22 protein-coding genes are annotated in these 26,294 nt (G+C 46.3%); 11 read left to right on the forward strand and 11 right to left on the reverse strand.

Features of this window, described 5'->3' with window-relative positions; all coding sequences use genetic code 11:
- The first annotated feature begins 31 nt into the window (after positions 1-31).
- The 8 genes from BLR32_RS23365 (at position 32) to BLR32_RS23400 (ending at position 6,944) form a co-directional block, all read left to right on the forward strand.
- Entirely contained in the window at positions 32-490 is a 459-nt protein-coding gene (locus tag BLR32_RS23365; protein ID WP_089835272.1) for an acyl-CoA thioesterase, read from the forward strand.
- A 96-nt stretch (positions 491-586) separates the two neighbouring features.
- Complete coding sequence (locus BLR32_RS23370; protein WP_089835445.1) at positions 587-1,168, forward strand: nitroreductase family protein; 582 nt, start codon at positions 587-589, stop codon at positions 1,166-1,168.
- Positions 1,169-1,249: 81 nt separating this feature from the next.
- Positions 1,250-3,877, forward strand: coding sequence for a mechanosensitive ion channel family protein (locus BLR32_RS23375; protein ID WP_089835273.1), 2,628 nt, complete (start codon positions 1,250-1,252; stop codon positions 3,875-3,877).
- Positions 3,878-3,931: 54 nt separating this feature from the next.
- Positions 3,932-4,360 carry a thioredoxin family protein gene (locus BLR32_RS23380; RefSeq protein WP_089835274.1) on the forward strand — a complete coding sequence of 143 codons (429 nt, stop codon included), beginning with the start codon at positions 3,932-3,934 and terminating at the stop codon, positions 4,358-4,360.
- Positions 4,361-4,366: 6 nt separating this feature from the next.
- Positions 4,367-5,293, forward strand: a complete 927-nt coding sequence (locus BLR32_RS23385; RefSeq protein WP_089835275.1) for an FAD:protein FMN transferase — start codon at positions 4,367-4,369, stop codon at positions 5,291-5,293.
- Positions 5,280-5,516, forward strand: coding sequence for a DUF4266 domain-containing protein (locus tag BLR32_RS23390; RefSeq protein WP_089835276.1), 237 nt, complete (start codon positions 5,280-5,282; stop codon positions 5,514-5,516). Before BLR32_RS23385 ends, BLR32_RS23390 begins: the two co-directional genes overlap by 14 nt.
- 6 nt (positions 5,517-5,522) lie before the next feature.
- Complete coding sequence (locus tag BLR32_RS23395) at positions 5,523-6,737, forward strand: DUF3570 domain-containing protein (RefSeq protein WP_089835277.1); 1,215 nt, start codon at positions 5,523-5,525, stop codon at positions 6,735-6,737.
- A gap of 45 nt (positions 6,738-6,782) precedes the next feature.
- On the forward strand, positions 6,783-6,944 hold the full coding sequence (locus tag BLR32_RS23400) for a phosphatidate cytidylyltransferase (protein WP_089835278.1): 162 nt from the start codon (positions 6,783-6,785) through the stop codon (positions 6,942-6,944).
- A gap of 282 nt (positions 6,945-7,226) precedes the next feature.
- On the opposite strand, the gene BLR32_RS23405 is transcribed toward BLR32_RS23400, so the two are convergent.
- The 7 genes from BLR32_RS23405 to BLR32_RS23435 all read right to left on the reverse strand — a co-directional run bounded on the left by BLR32_RS23405 (position 7,227) and on the right by BLR32_RS23435 (position 16,906).
- Positions 7,227-7,514, reverse strand: a complete 288-nt coding sequence (locus tag BLR32_RS23405) for a GIY-YIG nuclease family protein (protein WP_089835279.1) — start codon at positions 7,512-7,514, stop codon at positions 7,227-7,229.
- 192 nt (positions 7,515-7,706) lie between these two features.
- On the reverse strand, positions 7,707-8,849 hold the full coding sequence (locus BLR32_RS23410; RefSeq protein ID WP_089835280.1) for a glycoside hydrolase family 76 protein: 1,143 nt from the start codon (positions 8,847-8,849) through the stop codon (positions 7,707-7,709).
- A 42-nt stretch (positions 8,850-8,891) separates the two neighbouring features.
- Positions 8,892-10,037 (reverse strand): SusE domain-containing protein, encoded by a 1,146-nt coding sequence (locus BLR32_RS23415; RefSeq protein WP_089835281.1) that lies wholly within the window; start codon positions 10,035-10,037, stop codon positions 8,892-8,894.
- A gap of 33 nt (positions 10,038-10,070) precedes the next feature.
- Positions 10,071-11,693 (reverse strand): RagB/SusD family nutrient uptake outer membrane protein, encoded by a 1,623-nt coding sequence (locus BLR32_RS23420; protein ID WP_218124240.1) that lies wholly within the window; start codon positions 11,691-11,693, stop codon positions 10,071-10,073.
- Between the two features lie 24 nt (positions 11,694-11,717).
- Positions 11,718-15,206 (reverse strand): TonB-dependent receptor, encoded by a 3,489-nt coding sequence (locus BLR32_RS23425; RefSeq protein ID WP_089835283.1) that lies wholly within the window; start codon positions 15,204-15,206, stop codon positions 11,718-11,720.
- 55 nt (positions 15,207-15,261) lie between these two features.
- Positions 15,262-16,266, reverse strand: a complete 1,005-nt coding sequence (locus BLR32_RS23430; RefSeq protein WP_089835284.1) for a FecR domain-containing protein — start codon at positions 16,264-16,266, stop codon at positions 15,262-15,264.
- Positions 16,267-16,306: 40 nt separating this feature from the next.
- Positions 16,307-16,906, reverse strand: coding sequence for an RNA polymerase sigma-70 factor (locus BLR32_RS23435; protein WP_089835285.1), 600 nt, complete (start codon positions 16,904-16,906; stop codon positions 16,307-16,309).
- A gap of 469 nt (positions 16,907-17,375) precedes the next feature.
- On the opposite strand from BLR32_RS23435, the gene BLR32_RS33835 reads away from it, so the two are divergent.
- Together BLR32_RS33835 and BLR32_RS23440 are read left to right on the forward strand one after the other, a co-directional pair.
- Complete coding sequence (locus tag BLR32_RS33835; RefSeq protein ID WP_143011554.1) at positions 17,376-17,618, forward strand: hypothetical protein; 243 nt, start codon at positions 17,376-17,378, stop codon at positions 17,616-17,618.
- Between the two features lie 104 nt (positions 17,619-17,722).
- The gene (locus tag BLR32_RS23440; RefSeq protein WP_089835286.1) at positions 17,723-18,142 is read left to right on the forward strand and encodes a hypothetical protein; all 420 of its coding nucleotides are present in this window, start codon (positions 17,723-17,725) and stop codon (positions 18,140-18,142) included.
- Here BLR32_RS23440 and BLR32_RS23445 read toward each other — a convergent pair.
- Both BLR32_RS23445 and BLR32_RS23450 read right to left on the reverse strand, forming a co-directional pair.
- Complete coding sequence (locus BLR32_RS23445) at positions 18,123-19,016, reverse strand: DMT family transporter (RefSeq protein ID WP_089835287.1); 894 nt, start codon at positions 19,014-19,016, stop codon at positions 18,123-18,125. The genes BLR32_RS23440 and BLR32_RS23445 overlap by 20 nt on opposite strands.
- 243 nt (positions 19,017-19,259) lie before the next feature.
- Positions 19,260-20,720 carry a sialate O-acetylesterase gene (locus BLR32_RS23450; protein ID WP_089835288.1) on the reverse strand — a complete coding sequence of 487 codons (1,461 nt, stop codon included), beginning with the start codon at positions 20,718-20,720 and terminating at the stop codon, positions 19,260-19,262.
- Positions 20,721-20,885: 165 nt separating this feature from the next.
- Here BLR32_RS23450 and BLR32_RS23455 point away from each other — a divergent pair, with 165 nt between their 5' ends.
- Positions 20,886-21,125: a hypothetical protein gene (locus BLR32_RS23455; RefSeq protein WP_089835289.1), complete on the forward strand. Its 240-nt coding sequence runs from the start codon at positions 20,886-20,888 to the stop codon at positions 21,123-21,125.
- A 548-nt stretch (positions 21,126-21,673) separates the two neighbouring features.
- Here BLR32_RS23455 and BLR32_RS23460 read toward each other — a convergent pair.
- Positions 21,674-24,124: a glutaminase domain-containing protein gene (locus tag BLR32_RS23460; protein WP_089835446.1), complete on the reverse strand. Its 2,451-nt coding sequence runs from the start codon at positions 24,122-24,124 to the stop codon at positions 21,674-21,676.
- 955 nt (positions 24,125-25,079) lie between these two features.
- Positions 25,080-26,237: a PepSY-associated TM helix domain-containing protein gene (locus BLR32_RS23470; RefSeq protein WP_089835291.1), complete on the reverse strand. Its 1,158-nt coding sequence runs from the start codon at positions 26,235-26,237 to the stop codon at positions 25,080-25,082.
- Positions 26,238-26,294 lie beyond the last annotated feature (57 nt).

A 26,294-nucleotide genomic window follows, 5' to 3' on the forward strand; every position in this document is an offset into this window, starting at 1 on the left:
AGCTTCACATTTTTAATTGTACTACCTGATTATGGCAAGAGTAAAAATAAATATGCCGGAAAAGCTGGGTTACACCACTCAGATACCGGTAAGAATCACAGATATCAACTACGGCGGACATGTAGGGAATGATTCCATTCTGTCCATCCTTCACCAGGCCCGGGTTGAGTTTCTCAAATCGATGGGCTTTGAAGAAAGAGGCCCCAATGATGGACTGATCATGGCCGATGCCGCCCTGATCTATAAAGGAGAAGGTTTTGCAGGTGATATCTTTGATATCGCTATCGGTGTCGCGGATATTACACCCTTCGGCTTTGACATGTACTATAGAATAACCACCATACGCGATGGCAACAAAATCCTGATCACTGAAGCAAAATCAGGCATGATCTTCTTCGACTACAATGCCCGTAAAGTGGCCAGACTACCGGAAGAATGGAAGGAAAAGCTGGCAGTGTACGACCAGGATATCGTATCCACCGGTAAATAAACTATAAAAGGAAAATCTAGTCTTAAAAAATATTAAACGGGAATCACCATAATGGGAATCCCCTCCCAAAAAACATATAAACAATCAGGAAAAAGAATGGGAACAGCTAATCTGACGAGTATTATCAAACAGCGCCGTAATATCAAACCGGCCAGCATGAATGGGAAAAAGATACCGGACCAACAGGTACAGGAGTTACTGGAACTGGCTGACTGGGCGCCTACACACGGGTATACAGAGCCATGGTATTTTGTAGTGTTCAGCGGAGATGCGGTAAAACGCTTCTGCCAGGATCATGCGGATCTTTATAAAGCGAACACACCCGCCGATAAATTTGCCCAGGCCAGCTACGAAAAGCTGCAACAGCAGGGCGACCTTGCCTCTCACGTCATCGCTATCTGCATGAAAAGAGGCAGCAAACCGGCCATCCCTGAAGTAGAGGAGATCGCTTCCGTTGCCTGCGCTACCCAGAACTTATGGCTGGGTGCTACAGAAAAAGGATTTGCCGGCTACTGGGGCTCTGGTGGAATGACCTTCCACCCCGCCATGAAAGAATATCTTTCCTTACGCGAAGAAGATAAAGTGCTTGGTTTCTTCTACCTGGGATATACCGACGAACAGGTACCTGAGGGCAGAAGACTGAAGCCGAAAGAAGAGAAAGTGAAATGGGAAAAGTAAACTGATCGGGAATTGAGAACAGTAAGCATAAAATCGCTTCCTGTTCTCAATTCCTGATTTCTTCATCCTAATCTTAACAGCATGCGGAACCATATTCTTCTGAAAATATTACCGTCCATTTTATTGCTGCTGCTCTATACCCACCTTCATGCGCAGAATAAACCCACCCCTCCAAAAACATTAGACAGTGCTACTCTCAGTAAGATCATTTCCCAGCAGGTAAAAGATACTGCTTCCGGAAAATCAGTGATCAAACTGTCCGATACTTCCGTTGCCATTATTATCAGCCGGCTGGAAAGCTATACCCTCATGCTGAACCAGGTCATGAGTACCCTGCGCCGCGGACTGGACACCGTAGAAATCAGCGAAAGTATTCCCCTGATTGACTCTTCCATGCGGGTCGTGAAACGGGATATGGCTGCCATCGGCAGTACCAACAATATGCATGACCTTTATACCAATCATGTATTGCTGGTGCAGCTCGAAAGGAAGCTGGACAGCTGGCAGGATCAGCTATTCAGATTCCACGACAAACTGGTGAATATCGCCGACACCCTTTCGCTTCTGAGAAAGGATACGACCATGCGTAATTTTCCTGCGGAAGATGAGCTGAGGGATATTTACGTCGGACAAATGGCCACGCTCATACAAAAATGGCGACAGGTGGATAGCGCCAACAAGACCAACCTGCTGCACCTCGGATTACTCCAGAATAAAGTAGCTAAAAGATATATCGACGTTACGAACCTGCTGGAAGATATGGATTTCCAGTTGTCCAGGTTTTCACAACGCCTGTTCAACAAGGATTTCAGCTATCTATGGGAACCGCCCCTTCCCGGGAAAAAAGGGCCAAAGTTTCCCCAGGTGCTGAACCGTTCAATACATAAGAACCTTAACATTCTCAGGATCTTCTTTGCCGTACACGGCCCTGTTTACCTGCTGTGGCTCCTGTTAGCGGTTCTGTTTCTGTGGTGGGTCACCTTTAATGCACGGAAAGTAAAACGGAAACATGAGGAACGGGAGGCAGAAAGCATCCTGCAGCAATCCCGTCACCTCTACCGGTATCCGGTGGCCAGCACCATCCTGTTGATATCGACCTTTTCCTTCCTGATTTCCATTCAGTATCCCATCATGTATACGGGCATCTGCTGGATCATCACCGCACTTGCAACTACCTTTATTATCCGCCATAATATTCCGCCCAATCTTTTCAAAAGATGGTTGCTGCTGGTATTACTGCTGATTGTCTACTGCGTTAATAACCTGCTGATCCAGGTAACGTTTACCGAACAATGGGGTGTTTTTACCGGAGGGATTGTATCTGTTGTACTGGGTACTTACTTCTTACGTACGCTCAGGAATACGACGCTGCCGCTGCCTAAATACTCAAGGACTGTAATTTTGCTGTTTATTGCACTCAGCGGACTGTCAGTATTACTGGTAGTATTGGCCCGCGTCTCTGCTGCAAAGATCATGGGTGCCGCCAGTGTGGTGAGCATTACGATGATGCCGGGTATTATTCTCATGGTAGAAATACTGATGGAGGCCATCTATCTTCAGGTAGAAGCCAAGAAGGATTCCAGCACCTTCATTTCCATGATCGACTACCAGAATATTAAGTCCCGCCTGAAGACCATTTTCTATATAGCAGCTTTCATAGGCTGGCTGGCCCTGATAGCGCGTAACCTCTACCTGTATGATGGTCTCTATGAAAGCATTTCCGATATGCTGGTAGCGGAGCGGAAGATCGGCAACTTTACATTCTCATTCAGCAGCGTGATTATTTTCCTGCTGATTATCTGGCTGTCGACAGTCGTTACACAGATCATTTCCTACCTGCTGGGATATACCGGCCAGAGCCCGCAAGGCCACAAAAAACTGGGATCTGCCATGCTGCTGATACGCCTGGCCGTATTGGGCGCTGGTACACTGCTGGCCTTTGCTGCTTCAGGCATCCCTATGGATAAGCTGGCTATAGTAGTGGGAGCATTGGGTGTAGGTATCGGTTTCGGCTTGCAGAACATTGTGAACAACCTCGTATCAGGGGTGATCCTTGCATTTGAAAAACCCATTGAAGTAGGCGACGTCATTGAACTGGGCGCCCGCACGGGTGTGGTGAAAGAGATAGGCATACGATCCAGTAAGATCTCCGCCGGAGATGGTTCTGAAGTGATTGTACCTAACGGCGACCTTATAGCACAGCAACTGGTGAACTGGACACTGACCAACAGGACCCGCCGTGTAGACGTAGTCGTGGGTATCGCCTACGGCGCTGATCTGAAAAAGGCGCTCACTGTGGTCAAAGAGTATCTCCAAAGTCTCGATGATATACTCAAAAATCCGGAACCGGTCGTGCTGCTACAGAACTTCAGGGACATAGCTGTAGATATCCAGGCCATGTTCTGGATCAGTGATCTTGGGCAGGCGGGAACTATAAAAAGCCAGGTATTGACGGATGTCTACGTCAAACTCCAGGAAGCGGGCATTAGTATCGCCTATCCGAGGCCGCAACAGGTGCAGATCAATATGGAACCAGGTAACTGGCAACAGGCGCCGGCAGCATCAACACCGGCCACACAGGCAGCACCCATAACGGCTGTAAAGCCTTCGCCGGTGAAGCCTTCGTTGGAACCGCCTGCTAAGATGCCACCATCTGATACGCCGCAAAAGCCGGACGATCGACAGAGCGATGCCGGCGATGTGAAGTAAAATTCCCCTACATTTGTAGAAGGTAACCGTGCCACAACATAAACTTATCGCGATATGCGAAGTATTCTGTTACTGCTTCTAATTGTAGCCTTGAGAGGATCTGCTCATGCACAGGTCCTCCAGTACCCTGATAAAGCATTTGAACTGGCCCAGGCATCCGGCAAAAAAGTGATGCTGGTATTTTCCGGGTCAGACTGGTGCATACCCTGTATCAGATTTAATAAACAAATATTGTCGGACAGCAGCTTTCTGAGCTTTGCAGGAGAAAACCTGGTGCTACTGGAAGCTGATTTTCCGCAGAGAAAAAAGATAGCAGCTCCGCTCCGCTCTCAATATGATTCGCTGGCAGCAGCTTTTAATCCACAGGGCGCCTTTCCACAGGTGGTACTATTAAGTCCCGCGAAAAAACTGGTGGCTTACGTACCTTACCGACAAGAAACACCCGCCGGTTTTATCTCAACACTTAAACACCTGCTTCAATAGCCCTTCATGCATAGCAGTAAGCTTCATACCAGGTTGATGGGCTCCGATTTTGAGCTGATAGCTACCGGAGCAACTGAGGCGATCGCTGACAGACGGTTACAGGAAGGAGTAGCGGAAATACAAAGGATAGAAGCCCTGCTTACAGTGTTCAATGAAAGTTCCATCACAGCACAGATCAACGCGCAGGCAGGCGGAGCGCCAATATCTATCCCCTCTGAAGTATACCAGCTCATACACCGTTGTAATAAGATCAGCACCATTACACAGGGTGCTTTTGATATTTCGGCCGGTGTGTTGAAAAAGCTGTTCAACTTCAAATATGAGCACTTCACCTGGCCGGAAAAGACGGCCATAGAACAGGCCATGCAATGCATCGGCTTCCAGCATATTGCCCTGCTGAACAATCACTGCGTACAACTGAAACGTAACGGTATGCGCATTGATTTTGGAGGCATCGGCAAAGGTTATGCGGCCGACAGGGTGAAAGCACTCTGGATAGCTGACGGCGCCACCAGTGGCGTGATCAACGCCAGCGGCGACCTGACTGCCTGGGGCACACAACCCGACGGCGGTCCCTGGAAGGTGGGTATTGCACATCCTGACGATCCCCGGAAGGCGCTATTATGGCTACCAGTGAACAATGCCTCCGTAGCTACCTCCGGAAACTATGAACAATACGTGGAACGTGGCGGCATCCGTTATTCCCACAATATCGATCCCCGCAAAGGATGGCCGGTGCCTTATATCAAGAGTGTTACCGTGGTCAGCCCCAGCGCAGAACTATCCGATGCACTGGCTACCGCCATTACCGTCATGGGCCCTGTAGTAGGCCTGGACCTGGTGAACCAGCTGCCGGATGTACACTGCGTCATCATAGACGGGAGGAATAAAGTATTTCAATCGGATAATATTCAAATACATGCAAAAGGCTAACAGCAGTAGCATCCTGCTTATCGCCACAGGTACTTTCCTGGTATTACTGTTCATGCAGTCCTGCGTGACAGTAAAGCCATATCAGCGGATGTATCTCAACGATGAGAGCATGCAACTGGGTAAAAGAGGAATAGAAAAATTTGACGAAAACGTACATACTTACCGTGAAGGAAGCAGTGGGGGTGGTAGTGGGAAGAGCAGCGGAGGATGTGGTTGTAACTGATCTTAAATGAAAAGACTATTTATTGCGGCAGGTTTGCTGGCAGCTTATTTTACGGCATCTGCGCAAAGAGGAATCGACAGTACGGCTTATAAGAAACAAAAGATCTCTCAGACAGATATACAGGTGTTGTTCTCCTTCTACACGCAGGATGGCAATCATTCAGCCGTCACCGGTGGAACCGGCACTGAAAACCTGCAGGTCTACACTACTGACGTCTCCATTTCCCATCAAAAGGACTCCGTACATATCATTGACCTGGGATTTGGAGTAGATGTCATCACTTCTGCATCCACTGATAAAATTGATATGGTCATGTCTTCTGCCTCCCGGCACGACAACCGTTTCCATATTAATGCCGGCTACAGTCGCCTGTTCAAAAAGTCTCACCTGCGTGTAGGCATCAACAGTGGGTTGGCACTGGAATCAGATTACCTTTCTGTTCCTGTTGGCGTATCGGTATCGCACGACAATACAGATCACAGCCGGCAATGGTCGGCCTCCCTTCAGTACTTTTATGATGATCTCCGCTGGGGAAGATTTGATCCCGACTACTATGCTCCGGAAACACTGGTCTATCCTTCAGAACTGAGAGATACGGCCTGGTTCAACATCTATACACGGCAATCCTATAATCTCAACCTGGCCCTGTACCAGGTAGTCAATCAGCGCATGCAGTTTGCCGTTTTCCCGGAACTGGTCTACCAGAAAGGGCTGCTCTCCACGCCCTTCCACCGGGTATACTTTAACGACGGAAGTACCCTGAGAGTGGAAAACCTGCCACGGGAACGGTGGAAGTTCCCCATTGGCCTACAGTTTAATGTCTTTGTGGGCAGGAATACCATCATCCGTTCCTATTATCGCTTTTACCACGATAACTTCGGCATTACCGGCCATACCATACAACTGGAAGTGCCTGTAAAGACCAGCCCACAGCTGACCTTATCCCCTCTCCTGCGGTTTTATACACAAACAGGCGCGAAGTATTTCAGGCCTTATAAGGAACATAATATCAACGACGCCTTTTACACTTCTGACTACGACCTGAGCCGGTTCAACAGTTATAAAGCCGGCATCAGTGCCCGTTATGCATTGATGAAACCGATGTTCCGTCATTATTCCTTCCAGGAAATCGGGCTGCGATATGCCTTCTACAAGCGTTCAGACCAGCTGTCGGCTCATATGATATCGCTGCTGCTTGATTTTAAGCATAATAAGGGATAGCGTTACTGGCACAGCATATGATATACTTTCTGAAAAAAGGAGTATATGAGAAACTTACAATTGGGCCTGCTGGCCTTTGCCGTTATGTTATTGAGCAGCTGTGAAGTAGTAGGAGGAATTTTTAAAGCGGGAGTATGGGTAGGTGTGCTGGCGGTTGCATTTGTGGTGATTATTATTTTGTGGCTGGTGGGGAGAGCGAGGAAATGATGTTTTTAGTTTTCTACTGATATAATAACCGGGATCACCACCCGGTTATTTTTTATTGTATAAACTTTACAAACCTGACAAATGGCGAGATAGAAAAAAAGCAAAAAAAACTAAAGGTGGTTGCGATGAACAGAGGGTGGCTTCATAAACAAAATAATGAAGAATAGTGGTAGCCCGTAAAATTCCTTTTCCATATAATAATAAGCTTGATTCTGCTATGTCAAACTATTCCGTGAATGTGATGAATGGCAGCATCAAGCATTATTTAACTTATTCGCCTCCTCACTCCGGAAACACCGTCCCAATATACCCATCCCGATAATATTCCTCCTGTATCTTCCCCCATAACCATGCCCTCCCCTTCCCTGATTTCAACAGCCATTCCCGCCTCATCGCCGCCTGTTTATCCTCGAAATATTCCAGGTAAATGACCTCCCAGGGACGATAAGGCGACGTGCCTTTCTGCCTGCCATGTTCATTATGGAAATGGAACCTCTTCAGGAGGTTAGTAGTATGACCAGTATAAACCTTCTCGAACTGGCGGGAAAAAAGGACGTAGACGGTATACATAGAAAATATTATTCACTGAAATAAGAAAAGGTTACCCCAACGGGTAACCTTTCTTTGCCTTCGTTTCATAGGAGAAACGAAGATACTCATTTTATCCAGGCAAGCGATGCTTAAATTTCCATCCTACCTGTATGAATGACAATGCTTTACATCAGCGAATGTTTGTTGTCACGTCCTTTCTCTCTGTTTTATCTAATCAATCAGCTCCAGCGCCTTCAATCTTGCTACCGCTTCTATCAGCATGGCGCCGCTCAGTTGAGTGGTGAGATCAGTGGTGGTAGCGGTCTTTGTCCAGCTGGTGTTATATATTACCTGCGGACGGCTAGTACCCTGCAACCACATCGTCTGCCCATTCAACTGCAGGAAGCTGACAAATTTGGCAACATCCGTACTGCTAAGACTACCATCAGTGATCAGCAACATCATGTAACGCACCAGGATGCCTTTGAATAAACCACCATCTCCACCGCCTTCATCTTTCATGATGTTACCACTGCTGAAGTCACCTGCCAGTGAGTTATTAGCAGTTTTCAACGCATCTGCAATGTAGGTCTGCTCTCCGGTGATCTTATATAATTCTACACCAGCGCCGATGAATACACCCTGGTTATAGGTGAACTTCCAGGCTTTATTGGTGCCAGTGGCATCCAGACCGTCCCATACAAGCCCTGTAACAGGATCAACGAGATTGTCTTTCTGCCATTGATAGATCTTTTTAGCCCAGGCCAGGTCATCGCCATTACGGTTCAGCTGGTACATGCGGGAGGCAATGATAGAGGCCGGTGCATTTGCCGGTGTATTCTTGTTCTGGCGATCTTTATTCCAGTAGATGCCACCGCCCCAGGTATCGTCCCAGCCACCTTTAATGTCATTCCACAACAGTTCTGCAGTGGTTTTATAACGATCGTCGCTGGTAGCTTCGTAGGCGCGCAAACAGGCCAGTGTCATCCACTCCATATCATCGTAGAAATGGTTGATATAGGTATTGCCATTCTTAGCTTTCATACCGTCCAGCAACTCATCCATACGTGATTTGACAGCAGCGTCGCCGGTACGCAGATAGATATCTGTCAGTACATCCAGCGCGTGTGCGTTAGGCCAGTAGTTGAAAGTGAGATCGCCTGCATTGTTCTTGTTGAAATACTTGCTGCTCTGATTATAGAAATTACTGATCAGAGAGGAAGCCGAAGAATCTGCAATAGCCGTCCAGTTGTATTTGTAGGTCGTTTTACCGGCGCCTGGTCCGGGACCATCGTCCACCGGCTCCTTCAGACAAGAGGAGAAGGTCGTGGCCATGGCCGCAGTTATTGTGAATAAAAGGAATATCCGACGCATAAGTTTTTTGATTGTTTTTGTGATATGAATACCGGTTCCGGATTAACGCACTATTACCTGGTGCGTGTAAGTTTTATCCGGAGAGAAATACAGTTTCACATCACAGTTTTTACCATCCACTTCAGAAGCAAATTTGTAGCAGTAGTTGTACTGATCGCTGTTGGTAATCAGTTTTAATTCCCAGAAAGAAAGCGGTGTAGCAGCTGTAGGGCGACTATTATCTGCATTGGAACTACCATACCATTCTGTTCCTGCAGTACCGTCTGCTGCTTTTACGCTTACGCGGAATTTGTAACGCTCATCACGGCCCCATGATTCCTGGTGGAAGTTGATCAGTTTATTTTCAAATGTCCAGGTACCATTGGTGGTGTAGCTCAGGTCATACATAATGCCATTTTCAGGCGCAAACCACAAACCGATAGCAGTGATCTCTGTAATAGTAGCAGCCGTGTTGTTGAAGTCCAGGCGCAGGCGGTATACCTTTGTGCCGCCAGACTGGGTGCTTTCCCCTCCTTCTTTCAGTGTAGATCCATCAATAGAGTATGTAGTAGGTGTACCGGTATTTCTGTCTACGAATTTATATTTACCATCCTTCAGGGAAGTATAGATCTCAAATACACCAGGAGCAGTTGATTTCAGCTTAACGGCCTGAGCCAGATCAGCGCCCGCTTCGGTAGCATCTCCCGTCAGGAAAACATCTACCGGAATTTCAGCAAAACCATTTGGCCTTTCTACTTCTATTGTGCGGAATTCTTTTGCTGGCTGTATGTTATATCCTTTGGAAGCATTCACTGTCCATTTCAGTTTACCAGTAGCCAGCGCAGCAATACCTGCTTTACCGGCAATGCTGTTCAGGTCTTTGTGAGAAAGCGTCAGCTTGTTCTGTACGCCACCACCATCAGAAGTGATCTTGGCAATCGGGTCAGAGAAGTCACCGCCATCTTTATCTATCACCACTTCATATAACACAAGTGAGCCGTCTTCTGCGCGGGCCTGGTCCCATTCAAAGCTCACAGTAGCGCTGGTCGCGGGTTGCAGTTTGATATATTTATCATCTACCGGTGCATTCAGCCGGCTTACAGGTTGCAGGTTGGTATTCAGTTCGTGATCGTCTTTTCCACAACCGGTCAGTATCAGTCCTAGTGAAACCGGCAGTGCAAGGAGTATATTGGCGAAAAATGTTTTCATATCGTATCAGTTTGAAAAATATTAATGTGGGAATTACCAATCCTGGTTCTGACCAAGATTTGTGTTCTGATCGCGTTCAAACGTGGGCACCGGCCACAGGTAATGCTTAGGATTGATGAATGTCCTGTCTTCCACGATGATATAGCCGTTGGCATCTGTTCTGAATGCGCCTCCGGATACTTTGATACCTCTTACAGGCTTACTCATTACCTGGTCGGCTATCTTCCAGCGACGGATGTCCTGTGCACGCACACCTTCGAAAGCCAGTTCGGCCCTTCTTTCGCGACGTGCAATGGCACGCAGTGCATCCTGTGCCACACCCGGGAATTCCAGTGCTCCCGCATCATTAAACCCAGCCCTTGCACGTAATGCGCGGATAGTCTGGTTCCATACACCTGCATCCAGCTGGCTCAGCTCATTCTTCGCTTCTGCGTACATCAGCAGCACGTCAGCATAACGGATCACGATGAGATTTAATCCTGAATTGTAGCTGGTAGCAGTACGGTCATAATATTTATAGAAGTAATAACCCGTAGGAGAAGCCCCCTGATCATCTACGCTGTTGGTAGACGGATTGGAACCAGGCTTGGTGAGGATAGTCTGCACCTTGCCGTCGAAGTCTGTGATGGTAGAACCATCATGCAGGATGGTAGCATTAAAACGAGGATCCCTGTTGGTGTAAGGGTCATTCTCATTATAACCAGAACCTGCTTCCCTGATGCCCTTTCCGTTCAGCATGATGTAATCATCCACGAGGTCTTGTGTAGGTACCAGCGTGCTTCTCAGCAGCGCTACCGTCTGCGGCAGGAAATTACGCTGAGAGCTGTGTGTACGACCGCCGCCATATTGTATATCGAAGATCACTTCGCTGTTATACTCGTTGGCGGTGGTGAAGATATTACTGTAGTTATTTTGCAATGCATAGGTACCATTGCTGGTACTATTGATAAGCAACTCGCAGTCATTGATAGCTCCCTGCCATTCGCTTTTGAACATATGTACGCGTGCACTCAGCGCAATTGCAGCACCACGGGTAATGCGACCCTTATCTTTATCCTGGTATCCTCCATTGGCGCCGGTATAGTTATTCACCGGCAGGTCAGGGCGGATAGCCGTCAGTTCAGACTGGACAAAATCAAGCACCTGATTTTTATCTGTACGGGAGATGCTTTTGGATTCATCAATCGTGATCAGATTGGTGTAGAAAGGAACATCCCCAAACCAGCTTACCAGCTGGAAATACGAATATGCACGGATGAACCTTGCCTCTGCCAGGATACGGCGTTTCAGCGTTGAGTCAAGCGCCGGCACCCTGTCGATGTTGGTGGTTACGATATTACACTTGCGGATGCAGGTGAATCGGTATTTCCATTCTTCTGTCAACCGTTGGTTGGATGGATCATATGCACCGGCGGCAATAGTAGAGACAGCTTTGTAACCGATACCGTTTACAAAACCGTTGTCGCTAAGCGCTTCGTCGCCGAAATAATAACTATCGTCAGACAGGTTCTCATAACAGCTGGCAAGCGCTGCCAGGGCATCATCGGCCGTCCGCCAGTAGGCGGCGTCTGTATAGTCGCGCGTGATAGGCTGGTCCAGCTTACGGCAGGAGAACAGCACGACGGCGCAAAGTATTGGCAATAATAATTTCTTCATACTAATGAACATTGAACACTATTATCAGAATTTCAGATCCAGGCCAAATGAGAAAGTAGCTGCATTTGGATAACTACGTCCTGCGATAGCGTTATAGTTGGTAAAGGACAGTTTATCATCAAACTGCGTGAATTCCGGGTCCACACCCAGGTCGCGGAAGCGGCGGGGAGTGAATGTCAGCAGATTCTGGCTGGTGAAGTAAACCCTAGCACTTTGGATATGCAGCGTCTGGCTTACACTACGTGGCAGTGTATAACCCAGCTGCAGGTTCTTTAAGCGCAGGTATTTGGTATCAAACAACCAGTAGTCAGAATACGCAAAGTTGTTGGCGTCAGCAGTACCGATAGTCAGCCTTGGATAGCTGGCGTTAGGATTGGTAGGCGTCCAGCGGTCCAGGTGCTGTTCGAAAGCATGGTCCTCATTATTGTGGAATGCTTCTACGATATCACCACGCAGGAACTGGCTTCTCTTACCCACTCCCTGCCAGAACATGGAGAAATCCCAGTTCTTCCAGTTAGCAGAATAAGAAAATCCGAAAGTATAACGTGGGAACGGATTACCGAATACATAGCGGTCGTCTGCATCGATAGTGCCATCGCCATTACGGTCAATGTAGCGGATATCGCCCGGCATTACCTGCTGGTTGTAAGCAAACGGCACTTTAGGCGCGTTCTTGATATCGTCCAGGTTCTGGTACAGACCGTTTGATTTATATCCATAATAAGAAGCGATCGGGAAACCTTCTTTGATAATGAAGGAGAAGTCAGAGCCCTGTACCGACTGCTCTCCATATTTCACTACCTTATTCAGGTTGTCGGATAGATTTCCTGAGAAAGTGTGATTCACACTTCCTGTTTTTGCATGATAAGACACTGTAAGTTCCCAGCCTTTGTTCTGCACTTTACCAACGTTCTGCAGAGAAGAGCCGATACCGGCCGTACCTGGTACCACCTGGAACAGGTAGATACCGTCGGTGTTTTTATTGAAATAGTCGAAAGATGCGGAGACCTTGTTGTTGAAGAGATCTACATCCACACCGTAGTTGCTCATAGTAGATATTTCCCATTGCAATGTTTCATTGTACGCTGAGAAATCGGCTCCGGTGTTAGGCGTATTGTTGAACGGATATTTACCGGTGTTCAGGGTTACCCTTGCCAGGTAGTTGAAACCGCCGATGTTGGAGTTACCCACCTGTCCCCAGGAATAACGGAATTTCACGTTACCGTACTTCTCCTTGAAATCTTCGAAGAATGCCTCATCAGTGATCCTCCAGCCCAGTGAGAAAGCCGGGAAGAACTGCCAGCGGTGACCGGGAGCCAGTTTGGAAGAACCATCATAACGCCAGGTAAACTCCGCCAGGTATTTGTCATTGTAGGCATAGTTCACTCTTCCAAAAAGAGAGTTCAATGCGTACAGGTTAGGATTGACGAACTCATTGTAAGTACCGATGTTGGCATAGTCGAATGTACCATCCGGCTTGGGAATATATCCACCACCAATAGACCAGTCGTTATCCAGGTTAGTACCACCATAGCGGGTAGCCTTCAGGCCATACTCTTCATTGATCGCATCGCTACGGCCGCCCACCTGTGCTTTCACATAATGTTTACCGAAAGTGTTTTCATACTCTGCTGTAGCATATACGTTGGAGGCAAGATCTTTGAATTCATACTCATACATCTTGTTGTACAATGGAGGACTGGCCGTAGTATAATAAGGGGCGTAGGAATACTTGTTCTGACGATCCGTCTGGTTAGTGATCGTATAGGTACCGGACGCGTTGAAATTAAGTTTGAAATGCTTTACCGGCGTAATGGTAATATCCAGGCCACCCAGCAGATTGTCTTTCTCTTCCTTGTTGAAACCCTGGTATTTCAGCTGTGCGATTACGTTGTTGCTGTTCAGCGCTGGTACTACAAAATTGCCAAGTGTATCAAGTACGGGGTAGATACGTGGCGTACGGATAGCATCCCTGATGAGGATACCTATATCTGCCTGTTGCCTGCGTTTGATACCTTTAGTATAGGCAAGGTTCACATTTACTTTCACGTATTTGCTTACATCTACTGCGAGGTTAGCCCTGGCGTTGTAGCGCTTGTAGTAGAACTTTTCGTCTACGTAGGAATTCTGCAACATATTACCCTGGTTCACGTATCCCAGTGAAACGAGGTAGCTGCTGGATTTACCGCCACCAGTCATGCTGAGACTATGATTCTGCATAGGTGTATAGTCGCGCAGCATTTCTTTCAGATAAGCGGGTTCAGAACCACGTTTATGCCAGTAGCTGATATCGTCTGGTGAGAACTGTGGTGTTTTACCTGAGTTTACCAGCGCTTCATTCTTCAGTGTCATATACTCCCATGCTTCCACGTTTTCGGGTAGTGTGGTAGGCGTTTGAAAACCGTACATACCGTTGTAGGTAACGCTTGGTTTCTCGTCTTTGCTACCCCTTTTTGTGGTGATGTATACAACACCGTTGGCAGCCTGTGAACCATAAATGGCGGAAGAAGCTGCATCTTTCAATACGGAGATGCTTTCTACATCGTAGGGGTTCAGGTTCTGTAAACCGTCACGGCCTGCCTGCACACCATCAATAATGATGAGCGGGGCATTTCCGGTCAGGCTGCCAACGCCGCGTATGTTGAGTACCATTTGTGCGCCTGGCTCTGCGTTGTTCTGCTGGAGTATCAGGTTAGGCGCCGTTCCCTGCAAAGCCTGGAACATATTGGCAACAGGACGGCCCTCAATATCTTTAGTGGAGATAGTATTGATAGCCGCCGTTACCTGCGTTTTCTTTTGTGAACCATAAGCGGTGATCACTACCTCTCCCAGGTCCTTAGAGTCGGCGGTGAGCATTATGGTAATATTAGTTCTTCCGCTGATCCCTACTTCCGATGGGATGTAACCAACGGAAGAGCAGACCAAGGTACCATTGGCTTGCCCAGCTGGGATCTTTAGCGTAAAAAAACCCTGATCATTTGAAGTGGCGCCAACACTGGTGCCCTGCAAACGAACATTCACGTTAGGGATACCTTCTCCCTTATTGTCAACGATCCGGCCATTGATCGTGATGTCAGCCTGCTGCGTAGGAGTAGCTGTTGCCTGACGTAAAATGATCTTATTACTGATCATTTCAAACTTAATGTCAAGCGGCGACAGTACCATTTCCAGTACTTCTCCCAGTTTCTTGTCTTTTACAGACAGGGAGATCTTCTGTGCTGCTCTTATTTCATCATTTGAGTAGACAAACACATAGGGTGTTTGCTTTTCTATTTTCTCCAATACCTGCCCGAGCAGTTCATTGCTTACCTGGAGACTGATACGGTTTTCAAGTGGGCTCTCTGTGTCCCTTACCTGTTGCCCCTGGCCATATGCAGCGTGATTTGCTTCAGCAGCAAATGCACTTTGTGCCTTCAGGTCCAGCATGTTCAATAAGGCCATGCAGACAAAAAGCGGCAGGAACAACGAGCGGAAAATTCCCGAAAAACGCATGGGTAGCGGTCTTTCTTTCATAACGCAGCTGTTTGTGAATGATTGATTTGATTGATTAAATACGTAACGTGAACTATTATTCTGTGATCAGCAAAGTACTGTCGGTAATAGAATAGTGGAATGCTTTAGACCTGGCAAGGTAATACATGATGTCCTGCAGACTGTTATCCTGGAAAGACCCTGTAAGCCTGTAATAACGCGGCGCATCACTACCAAAGCTTACCTTCTTGCCGAAGGTCCTTTCCAGTTCAGCAGCTATCTCTTCCAGTGTTTTGTCGCGGAATACCAGCCGTCCTTCCGTCCAGGCTTTATCATCTTCTGCAGATGTTGTTTCTCTAACAATAGCGTCTTCTTTGTTCTCAGCGAAAGCTTTGCGATAAGTCACTTTTTCATCTGGTGTAATATAGATGGTATCAGGTTGCTGTCCAGCGGCAACAACAGGAATGAATGCGACCTTACCTGTCTTGACAGATGTCTGCACCGCTTCATTTTCATAGGCGCGGATGTTGAAAGAAGTTCCAAGCACGTGTACAGTGCCGGAAGAAAGGTGTACGATGAACGGTTTCTTAGGATTTGCGGCAATATCAAAGAAGGCCTCACCATTGAGATAAACCTCACGGCTATTACCATTGAATACTTCCGGATAGGAAAGTTTACTATCTGCATTCAACCAGATCTTACTACCATCAGCCAGTTCTATTGTTGCTTTGGTAGCCTTCCCATTCTGCCTTTCCATCAGTCTGGCCACTTCCGCCTGCTGTTGTCGGGGCCTGAGTACCACAACGGCAACAGCAGTGATTAATACGGCGGCAGCGGCCACACCAATCCATTTCCAGGGGAACATCCTTTTTACAGGAGTTGCACTGATATTGATCCTGGACATGGTACGTTGTAATGCCTGTTCTGTTTCGGCAGAAGAGTGATATGCCGATACTGTGAAGTACTGTTGCAGCAGCTGGTAGCGTTCGCGAAGTTCAGGATATTCCTGCAACATCATCTCAAGCTCCTGCTGTTCTGCTGTGGTAGCTTCTCCTGCCAGTTTCCTGGCGGCTAACGTGGTAAATAATTCTTCGTCTATCATACGTGTTGTAATAGAAGGACCGGGAGAATGAAAAAACTACTTACAAGGAATCCGGTTTTTTATTTTTTGTTTTCAGCCTGTTGGCAACGTATGGTCCTATTACTTCATTGAGGCGCTTCATGGCGCGAAACAATTGTGTTTCTACTGTGCGGGGAGAAATATTGAGGATCTCTGCTACATCTTTATATTTAAATCCTTCTTCCTTGATCAGTTTAAATACACGGCGACACTGGTCCGGTAACTTACCCACCTCCTGATCCATCTTAAAGAGGATCTCTTTCCATTCCATGGTACGCTCCGGATCCACAGAATTGGTCAATTGAGAAAGTCCGGATTCGTCATTCAGTGGGGTGATCCGCAGGGAGGAATATTGTTCCAGGTAATTCAGCGATTGATTTTTGACCGCCACAAAAAGATACACTTCCAGGTTGGAGACCTTTTCCAGTTCGTCCCGCCGGTTCCAGATCTTCACAAAGACATCCGAAACGATCTCTTCGGCAGCTTCACGGGTGTAAACATATTGGATAGCAAAATATAACAGCCGGTCATAGAAATGGCGAAACAGCTCTGAAAAAGCCTTTTCATCGCCGTCACATGCAATCTTCCGTTGCCAGTCTCTGATATTTTCATTGCTACTCATACTGCGCTGAGCTTCATTTTCTAGTCCCCCCGGAGGTAAATATAAAGATGATTATCGTGGAATTTGTACCCCTATGATGTTGGTATAGTCCTAAATTAACCCATCAAGATAACTTCATGGCATACCCGATTAAGATCTTATCAGTTTCACAACGTTAGTGTCAAAGGCATAGTACTCAATGGGCTTTAAAATTTTTGTTATCAGTTCCTACGCGTGTGATTCACAATTCCTTTTCTATGCTCCCGTCCAGCCTGTATCACCGGCTGGTCCGGAATTGACCTGTATCTATTCTAAGACAGGTATTCCGGGAAAACTACTTACAGGAGTAAAAAAAATATTTGGAGTTTCTCGGATTAGGAATAATTTTAAATCGGTTCATAACTATATATAAAAGAACTTTTAAGTGTTTTTGTGACAGAAATTTCGTAATTTTAATGGCTATGACTAAAACCAGAAAATCATATCAGATATGATGTCATCTACATTTACTACGATATTGGTGATTATCGCGGTGTTCGCTTCGCTTTCATCTTTGGCCATGACGCTGCTGCGCGCCTCCAGAGAAACGGCCAGACTCAAGAGAATCCGCCGGTATCCACCGAAAGCGTTGGTGGTAGAAGACAAATCAGGACATGTTGTAGTGCTTGATCTCGAAAAACAGAATGATACACAACAGATACTCCGTACCCTCGATGTATTATTAGGGAAATAGTTCTCATCATTTTAATTTCACCTTATACTATCGCCTGGTCAAAATACCATCATCCACTATATATTATCTCATAACTTAGTATCCTATAAAACCATTTTCATTCGTTGGAACAAGAAAATTCACTGGTTGCTAACCCATCCACGCAATCTTCCAATACCCAGCAACCAACTTCGACATCTGCCAGCATAGCCGGCGCGGGAGGTGGTACCTTACTGGTGCTGCTGGCCAACAATTTACCTGACGCTTATCCCCTTAAATCATGGCTGGTCATCATTGCGCCCAGCGTATCCATTGTATTGTCCCTGTTCTGGAAATATATTTCCCGGAAGTCCAATGCATATTTCAAAGTCAAGAAAGTAGAAAGGTCTAAAAAGCTGCTTTTGCAGAAAATTGAAAATGCGCTTCAGAATGGGATCATATCTGAAAAGGAAGCAATAATGCTGAAAAAGAAAATGCGGGAGATCGAGCTGCAAAGCATCGACAACCTGGCTAACAAGATCAAGTCTATTGATTTTGAGGAATAGTGGTCTGTTTTCTGAACTTCTCCTGCTGGGCCAGATAAAGCCCGCCAATCACCAGTATCGTACCGGCAAAGGTATACCACGTGATGGGCTCATTCAGGAGCACGGAAGAGTACAGGAAGCCAAATACCGGGCATAGGAACAACCAGAGAGATGCCCGGACAGCATCCTTACGCACAAGATAGAACCATAACTGTAAGGCTACTACGGATACCGGTACGATCAGCCAGCCGACGGAGAGCCAGAACTGTGCGTTGAAATGTGTGGTCTCAAAATTGGCAAAGAAGGCCGTAATAGGAATAAATAACAGCCCTCCCAGGAATACCTGCCAGCCGTTTATAACCACACTGGAAAGCCGCCAGTTGATCCGGGCATAATATACAGTGGCCACAGATACAGACAACATTCCCAGCATCAGGATCAGTACACCGCCTACAGTAGCATGGCTGTCCAGCAGTAAAGGATAGGTAGCTATTGCAACGCCGGCCATCCCCAGGAGCATACCGGCAATCTCATACCACTTCAATGGCCGCTTCAACCATAAGGCCGAGATGACCATAATGAACAATGGATTAGTAGCGGTGGCCAGCGTCCCGATACCTGCGGATACTGCTTTCATGGCAATCACAAAACACCCCAGGTAGACAGTAGTATTCAGGCAACCAAAGATCGTCAGGTGCAACCATTCCTTTCCTTCGGGTAATGCATGCTGCCCTTTTCTGATAAGATAAGCGTAGATCAGCATCCCTCCTCCTGCCAGGAAAAACCTCACATTAGCGAGGATAAGCGGATCGGCTACCTTGATACCAAATTTTGTGGCAACTGCAGCTGATGCCCACAGTAAAGCGAAGAGAAGACCTATTACGAGCTGGCGCATTATTATTCCTGTCGGTTTGTAAACGGGTATAAAAGTAGGTAATTCCTGATGTTATTTTAACAAAAACTATTGGAGAGAAGAAGCATAGAACCAGCAGAGAAGATGGAGAGAAGACGCAGAGAACAAGCAATGATGTTAACCAGGTATCAGCAAATAAGAAGAGCTACCGGCAGTGCAGAAAATTGTTATCACAATCAACACTACCGGTAGCTGTTATCACTATATTCGTTAGTTCAGGAGATTTTACTGCTTACCGTAAGTAACGCCATGGAAATCGTCTGTACGGAAAGGACTGGCAGGTAAACCTGCCCCATTGTATAAGTTACCGCTGGGATTATTTGACCAGTTGTAACGCACCGCTACCGGCATCTCTACTTCAGGACTCGTTACCATTACCCGGTCGCCAACGATGCTCGCCTCGGCCCAATGGAATTTCTTATCTGCACCGGCTATCTCAAATCCTTTCAGTTTGCTGCCACCCTTTACTACCAGGCCATCGTCTTTATGATTAAAGGCGATATACACCTTATTTCCTGAAATCGTTTTCAATTGATAGATGGGACCAGAATACGGAATCTTCTCCCCATATACCCTCGCTCTTGCAATAAGCGACAGGCGGCGGGCTACTTCCTGTTTATTCTTCGGATGGATATCTTTGTCATCCCCGATATCAATAGCGGAAGCCATCCCCGTATTTGGCACAGACAGTGTTTTTAATTGTGCTTCACGCAGCTCCGCCCAATCAGATTCCACAGGTTGTTCCTTTTTTTCCGTAAAGTTGGCCAATTGCACAAAGAAGAAAGGGAAGTCGCCAATTTTCCACTGTTTGCGCCAGTCTTTGATCATCAGTGGAAATAATTCCCTGTACTGGTATGCCCTTCCAACGTTAGCCTCGCCCTGGTACCAGATAACACCACGGATAGCATAAGGCAACAAAGGATGGATCATCGCATTATAGAGAAGAGTGGGTTTATTGGGATTGGACGGCGATTGTGGAGGAGTCAGCTGCTCATAGGCTTTTACCGTGTCTGCAAAAGCGGGCATTGTTTTCAGAGATTCCCCACTGGTCCACGCTTCTGCTACCGTTCCTCCCCAGGAGCTGTGAATAACGCCCACGGGTATATGCTCATGTCCGTAGATCTCCCTTGCAAAGAAATAACCGACAGAAGAGAACTCTGGTACACTCTGGGGAGAGCAGACCTGCCAGTTTCCATCCCAGGCTGTGATATCGTCTTTAGGGGTCGTACTGGTGACGTGTTTTGCCTGGAAAAAGCGGATCTGCGGATAATTCGCAGCTGCAATTTCCTGCTCATAGTTCAACACTTTTCCCCATCCTTTAACGGGCATTTCCATATTGGACTGACCAGATGCTACCCAGACATCTCCTACCAGGATGTTGTCCAGTTTTATCGTGTTATGTCCGGATATGGTCATTGTATAGGGCCCTCCTGCTATTTGGGCAGGTATCTTTACCTTCCACTGACCATTAGCTGCTGTAATGGCAGTAAAAGTAACATTGCGAAAGGTAACGGTCACCTTTTCCCCCTTATCGCCCCATCCCCATATATTCAATGGTTTGTTACGCTGTAATACCATGTTGCTACCGACCAAAGTGGGTAAACGAACATCGGCAAAGCTATTCAGGATAAGTGTGCATGACAGTAAACTTGTCAGCAATGGCTTTAATAACGTGGTCAGTTGCATGAAACGATAGTTTTTATTCCGTTGATCAAGGTACAAAATGGGGAATAGATGCGCAATAACTTCCCTGATAAACTATCCTATGTGGCGGCTTTTAATGGCTTTTTCACAGGTGCCTATTTTTTTGGCACGAAATTTTTATATCTCTCTGTATAAAACAATACTATTATGATAAACGGTATCATCACACTCGATTTCGATATAAAAGCATTGCATTACCTGAATAGCAACAGCCGTTATATCAAAGCTACTGCTGATGCCAGTGGCAATATGGACATAGCTTCTGCTGCTTTAAAATATTATCAATCGACAACGAATCATACAGATATACAACTGGAAGACGAAGAAGATGTGAACAGGTTCAAACATGTGGCGCGCCGCTTCTTCAGTGAATTCAGTGAAAACTAATCTTTCATCCATGTAGCCCCAGGATGTATTCATTCATTCGTACCCCATTCATCCATTAACCCTCGCATCCATTCAACCCCATCGTTCATTGTTTCCCCCGGGTTTTCATTCATTGTGCTTTCCCCATGCATTCATTGTCCCCAAGGGAAACATCCATTATAGACTAACCTCATTATCCATTACCCAAAAAAGTAAGCAGCCCGCAAAGTCATATTTGCGGGCTCTTTTTATATAAAAAAGTAAAGGTCGTCAAGAATGACAACCCTTTCTAACCATATCCTAATAAAAACCAAGTTCTTTACTTTCTATGCGATAACATATCAAGTATAATATTGTAAATAAGATTTTTCTCTTACGTTATTTATTTAATAGGGAAAGGGTGGGGCCTTTTTTATTGTATAGGACAGAAGCAAATTTCATTGTTGCTGATACAAATATATGATCCCGTTTTCTATTGTTTTGTAGTAGGATTACTACACTAAAAAAAGTATGGGATAGCTCTCTGTAGAATAGCTACCCCATTACATTTCAGCCGATCAGCTGTAAAATTATTTCTTTAGCGACCCTGCCAGTATCTGCATAAAATATCCACCTACTACACTTCTTGCCTGGAAACCTACCATCTTTCCATCACCTGTTTCATGCCAGTCGCTCAATGGTACACGTGAAGGTGTTTCCTGCGCGTATTTATACACAGGATCCACCAGGGCAGAGAAATCCGCCTGATTGTCTGTGAGGGCCGCAGTCCACAATATCCAGTCAGATTTAGTGTATTTTTTACGGCTATCCAGTGGCAGTCCATACGTTAGCTGTTGGGTCAGATAATACTTTATTTCTTTCTGATAAACTGTTTTAGGGAATAGTCCCAGGTTTAACACCTTATCCCAAACCAGGTTATACTTCTGACTCCAGGTACCTTTATTCTCAAATGCCAGCGTGTAGTGATCGCCATCTTCTGCCAGCTGCATCCATTTCGGCACCATCTCTGTCGCTGCAGTCCGGTACTTCTGAGCAGTTGCTTTCTCGCCCACCATATCCGCCAGCATTGCATAACAACCAAGTCCTACGATTGCTTTTACAGACAGGTTTGCATTCCTCGCCAGGTGACCTGCAAAATCATCTGTACACAATTGGTTAGCCGGATCGAAACCTTCTTTCAACAAATATTCCGCCCATGTGCTCAGCGTTTTCCAATGTTGTCTTGCATAATTCGCATTGCCTTCTGCTTTTGCAATTGCCGCTGTCAGAATGATCATATTACCAGATTCTTCTACCGGCATTCCTTCTCCATATGCCTGGCCGTTTGCCAGTGGATATGTTCCCAGGTCATGCGCTGCATAAGGCTGTGTATATTTACCACTCTCGCTGAAGTAAAAAATACCATTCAGCATTCCCTTCATCAGTTCAGGATTGTACACCAGGTACAGTGGTGCAGAAGGATATGTCACATCCACTGTATTGATACAACCATTACTGAAGTTCTCTTTTGAAAGGAACAGGATCTCACCCTGCGGACTCTTCACCAGCTTATGTGCAGCAATGCTCTGACGGTATCCCAGCACACAGAGTTTTGCATATTTATCACCACCGGATGTTTTTGCCAGCTCATACAATTCCTTGTCAAATGCAGTACAGCGCGCAATAACAGATGCGTATTCATCCTGCGCTTTCTTCAGTTCTTTTTCTATCGTATAGCTGTCATCTTTTTTCCACCAGGGCTTCAGATTTGCTTCAAAATATTGAATAGAATATATATCATCATATCCTACCAGGAATACCTGTTCTTTCTCAGTACCATCTACCTTTCCAAGAGATACAGATGTATTCAGCACCAACTGTTTTCCTCTGTCAGGTGTTTCCCGTTTACCTTTACCTGCGAATGAAGACGCAGCTACTCCTTCCCTCGTCACGTATTGCGCAGCACCGGCAGACTGTGGTACCGCCACATAAAGATATCCCCAGTCGATACGCAGGTCATCTCCTTTCTTGGCGAGTACAGGTTGTGCTACACTGCCTGTTTTCAGGATAGACAATCCCTCGCTGGTATACTGTTGTGCGGTTACTTCTTCTGCAGATGTATTTACTGCCAGATCGGAAGATGCACCAAAATACACTTCTACTTTATGCTTACGTCCGTCATTCGCTTTTACCTTATATGATACATAAGACACGGGACGCGACATCAGATCAAGATCTTTCAGCAACAGCGGAGATGTAAAAGTCAGCTTAACATCTACTTTTCCACAGGTCAGATCATAGATGGTCTGCGTAGCTTCGAGTGTTACGTTTTTCTGTTCTGCCAGCTGGATCTTATCTGCCCATTTATCTTTTTCTTCTGTTACGATACCTCCATCGAGATAAGCGCCTCCCCTGGTATTGGTACAATGCATGGCCAGTACATTTGTTCCTTTACGCAGTTTCTTTCTCGCTTCTTCGCTGATGGGGAAGTATTCCATATGGTTTAACCATCCTACATAACTATAAATGCGTTCACCATTCAGGTATACTTCCGCATTATCGTCGTGATTGATCTTCAGCAGCAGGTTATCCACATTAGGATTATCTACTGTGAAAGTGCGGCGTACCCATACATCATCGGTGAACCAGGGCGTACCGGTAGTCTTCTCCTCTTTTACAAATGGCGCCTGGCCGGTTTTCCAGCTGGCGTCATCGAATGCGGGATCTTCCCATCCTTTCGCAGGCGCTGTTTCTGTATAACGCACCTGATAGGGTTCCATATCAGCCGTAGCGGCTAATGCCCTGTATGCATGTCCGGGCGCACCCAGTATACGATAAGTGACACCATCTACCTTTACAAATCCTGTCAGGGACTGTTCTGTACCTGTCCAGTGACGTGTAGTGGAAGCGGTCAGTTTGTCTGTTGCCGACCAGACACTGAAATAAGGATCGTGTGTGATCAACGGATAGGCAGGCGCCTGTTGTTGCGCATATAGCTGTTGCGACAGCAATACGGCAGCAATACCAAAAATTCTCTTCATGATTTTGTGGAGCTTTATATGATGATTATTGAAAACGTGGAAACGCGCCGCTACCTCCGCGGCAATGGCAGTGTTGTTGAGACTCATAGACCTATATTATGATACCCGTGGATTAAATTAACTGCACACTCTTTCTCTCTGGCGAAAAATAGAGATTTTTTTTGGGAAACGTACTGTTTACGCTTAATTTTTCCGGATGCGAGGTTTGATAGCGTTTGCTGTGGAGTTTCAGCTATTATAGTGTCCGTTCCATCCCAAGTAAGTGTGGGCTTGCTGGCTCTTTGAAGTTTACTTGCTATTACATTGGGAGGTCGTGCTGTTGATAGCGTGTGCTGTGGAGTTTCAGCTATTATAGCGTCCGTTCCATCGGAAAAGTAAGTGTGGGCTTGCTGGCTGAGTTCTTTGAAGTTTACTTGCTATTAAACATTGGAAAGTCGTATTGGGCTTTAGATTATTTATTAAACTCCTGGTGCAACGTATCGGCATTAACTTCAAACAACTTAGGCCAGCAAGCTCCACCTTACTTTTCCTGATTCCACTCTCCGTTAATGAATAGAGATCCGGCATTAATAGAGAATCTTTGGTCCGAGCAAACTGGCACAAACGAGACTGGCGAGGAAAATGATAATCTTTCCCCGCAAACAGAGAATATTAGGCTCGCATTTTTGAGGAAGAACGTGTTACAGGACTCTTTCTTATTTTCTTATGCCGTCTTCCCCACCATATATAGACGCAGTAATAGGTAGGCTGGCACAACCGAGACTGGCGAGGAAAACGATAATCTTCCCCGCAAGCAGAGAATATTAGGCTCGCATTTTTGAGGAAGAACGTGTTACAGGACTCTTTCTTATTTTCTTATGCCGTCTTCCCCACCATATATAGACGCAGTAATAGGTAGGCTGGCACAACCGAGACTGGCGAGGAAAACGATAATCTTCCCCGCAAGCAGAGAATATTAGGCTCGCATTTTTGAGGAAGAACGTGTTACAGGACTCTTTCTTATTTTCTTATGCCGTCTTCCCCACCATATATAGACGCCAGTAATAGGTAGGCTGGCACAAACGAGACTGGCGAGGAAAACGATGATCTTTCCCGGCAAGCCGATAATGGCGCCGATGTGGATATCGTAGTTCATATTCCGCAGTTTGTCTGCAAAGCTGGCTTTAGCGTATTCGCCCATATAGGGTCCTTTGGCGGGCAATACAGTCAATGTATTCTGATCGAAGTAAAGGATATCCAGTTTATAGTAGGTGCCTGGCCGGTAATTGATCGATCCGGCAATGGCAGATGTTTTATCGGATATATAAGACACCATAATGCCAGCATCTGCAGGCGCTTTCTTGCGCAGCTGTTGCCATACCAGGTCTTCCGGTGTTTTATACATCGCTGTTTTGGTCGTATCCGAAAGTGGCGGCAGATCCGATGGCAACTTTTCTCCTCCGGAGGTAGCGAAGTATACGGCCTTGCTGAACCACTGGAATCCCCAAACCAGACCGGTAGTAGCGAGCAACAATCCTATTGCCAGGGCATAAAAACCTAGCACATTATGCAGATCATAATTGACCCTTTTCCATTTCGCATCCCACTTTACCGAGAACCGCTGCTTAGCGGCAGCCTTGTTTTTCGGCCACCATAACACGAGCCCCGTAATTAACATGATAAAGAAAATCAGTGTCACAGAAGCCACTACCGGCTGACCTATTGCTGGCGGTAACCACAGGTAGTAGTGCCCATGTAATATAAAGTGGAAGAAATCCTCTTCCTCACTCCATACCTTGATCACTTTACCGGTATATGGGTCCATAAAGACCTGGTAGTAATAATCCGGGTTAGCGCCGTAGAACATCACAGAAGCGCTTTTATCCTTTCCTGGGTAGTTGATACCATTCGGTTGTTTATGGCTAACCTGTTTAACTGCGATCTCCTTTAAGACTGACGGCGACAATGGCGTTGCACCTGGCTTACTGGCGCTGTACATATATGGCTTCGTCACACTTTCTATTTCCTGCTGGAATGCGAGGATACAGCCGGTGATGGCGATGATGAAAACGCCGAGGCCGGAGATGAAGCCGAGCCATAGGTGTAATTTTCCAATGAGTTTTTTAATAGTCATAAGCAGTCGCAGTACGGGCTGAGTTGGCCAGATGGGCGTAAAAATGGTGTAAATAAT

This window comes from Chitinophaga filiformis (assembly GCF_900102545.1).
Lineage (GTDB): Bacteria > Bacteroidota > Bacteroidia > Chitinophagales > Chitinophagaceae > Chitinophaga > Chitinophaga filiformis.

What these genes read in the sequence shown, in the direction of transcription:
- BLR32_RS23365 (WP_089835272.1), top strand. Translation starts at nt 32, where the DNA reads ATGGCAAGAGTAAAAATAAATATGCCGGAAAAGCTGGGTTACACCACT.
- BLR32_RS23370 (WP_089835445.1), top strand. Translation starts at nt 587, where the DNA reads ATGGGAACAGCTAATCTGACGAGTATTATCAAACAGCGCCGTAATATC.
- BLR32_RS23375 (WP_089835273.1), top strand. Translation starts at nt 1,250, where the DNA reads ATGCGGAACCATATTCTTCTGAAAATATTACCGTCCATTTTATTGCTG.
- BLR32_RS23380 (WP_089835274.1), top strand. Translation starts at nt 3,932, where the DNA reads ATGCGAAGTATTCTGTTACTGCTTCTAATTGTAGCCTTGAGAGGATCT.
- BLR32_RS23385 (WP_089835275.1), top strand. Translation starts at nt 4,367, where the DNA reads ATGCATAGCAGTAAGCTTCATACCAGGTTGATGGGCTCCGATTTTGAG.
- BLR32_RS23390 (WP_089835276.1), top strand. Translation starts at nt 5,280, where the DNA reads ATGCAAAAGGCTAACAGCAGTAGCATCCTGCTTATCGCCACAGGTACT.
- BLR32_RS23395 (WP_089835277.1), top strand. Translation starts at nt 5,523, where the DNA reads ATGAAAAGACTATTTATTGCGGCAGGTTTGCTGGCAGCTTATTTTACG.
- BLR32_RS23400 (WP_089835278.1), top strand. Translation starts at nt 6,783, where the DNA reads ATGAGAAACTTACAATTGGGCCTGCTGGCCTTTGCCGTTATGTTATTG.
- BLR32_RS23405 (WP_089835279.1), bottom strand. Translation starts at nt 7,514, where the DNA reads ATGTATACCGTCTACGTCCTTTTTTCCCGCCAGTTCGAGAAGGTTTAT.
- BLR32_RS23410 (WP_089835280.1), bottom strand. Translation starts at nt 8,849, where the DNA reads ATGCGTCGGATATTCCTTTTATTCACAATAACTGCGGCCATGGCCACG.
- BLR32_RS23415 (WP_089835281.1), bottom strand. Translation starts at nt 10,037, where the DNA reads ATGAAAACATTTTTCGCCAATATACTCCTTGCACTGCCGGTTTCACTA.
- BLR32_RS23420 (WP_218124240.1), bottom strand. Translation starts at nt 11,693, where the DNA reads ATGAAGAAATTATTATTGCCAATACTTTGCGCCGTCGTGCTGTTCTCC.
- BLR32_RS23425 (WP_089835283.1), bottom strand. Translation starts at nt 15,206, where the DNA reads ATGAAAGAAAGACCGCTACCCATGCGTTTTTCGGGAATTTTCCGCTCG.
- BLR32_RS23430 (WP_089835284.1), bottom strand. Translation starts at nt 16,266, where the DNA reads ATGATAGACGAAGAATTATTTACCACGTTAGCCGCCAGGAAACTGGCA.
- BLR32_RS23435 (WP_089835285.1), bottom strand. Translation starts at nt 16,906, where the DNA reads ATGAGTAGCAATGAAAATATCAGAGACTGGCAACGGAAGATTGCATGT.
- BLR32_RS33835 (WP_143011554.1), top strand. Translation starts at nt 17,376, where the DNA reads ATGATGTCATCTACATTTACTACGATATTGGTGATTATCGCGGTGTTC.
- BLR32_RS23445 (WP_089835287.1), bottom strand. Translation starts at nt 19,016, where the DNA reads ATGCGCCAGCTCGTAATAGGTCTTCTCTTCGCTTTACTGTGGGCATCA.
- BLR32_RS23450 (WP_089835288.1), bottom strand. Translation starts at nt 20,720, where the DNA reads ATGCAACTGACCACGTTATTAAAGCCATTGCTGACAAGTTTACTGTCA.
- BLR32_RS23455 (WP_089835289.1), top strand. Translation starts at nt 20,886, where the DNA reads ATGATAAACGGTATCATCACACTCGATTTCGATATAAAAGCATTGCAT.
- BLR32_RS23460 (WP_089835446.1), bottom strand. Translation starts at nt 24,124, where the DNA reads ATGAAGAGAATTTTTGGTATTGCTGCCGTATTGCTGTCGCAACAGCTA.
- BLR32_RS23470 (WP_089835291.1), bottom strand. Translation starts at nt 26,237, where the DNA reads ATGACTATTAAAAAACTCATTGGAAAATTACACCTATGGCTCGGCTTC.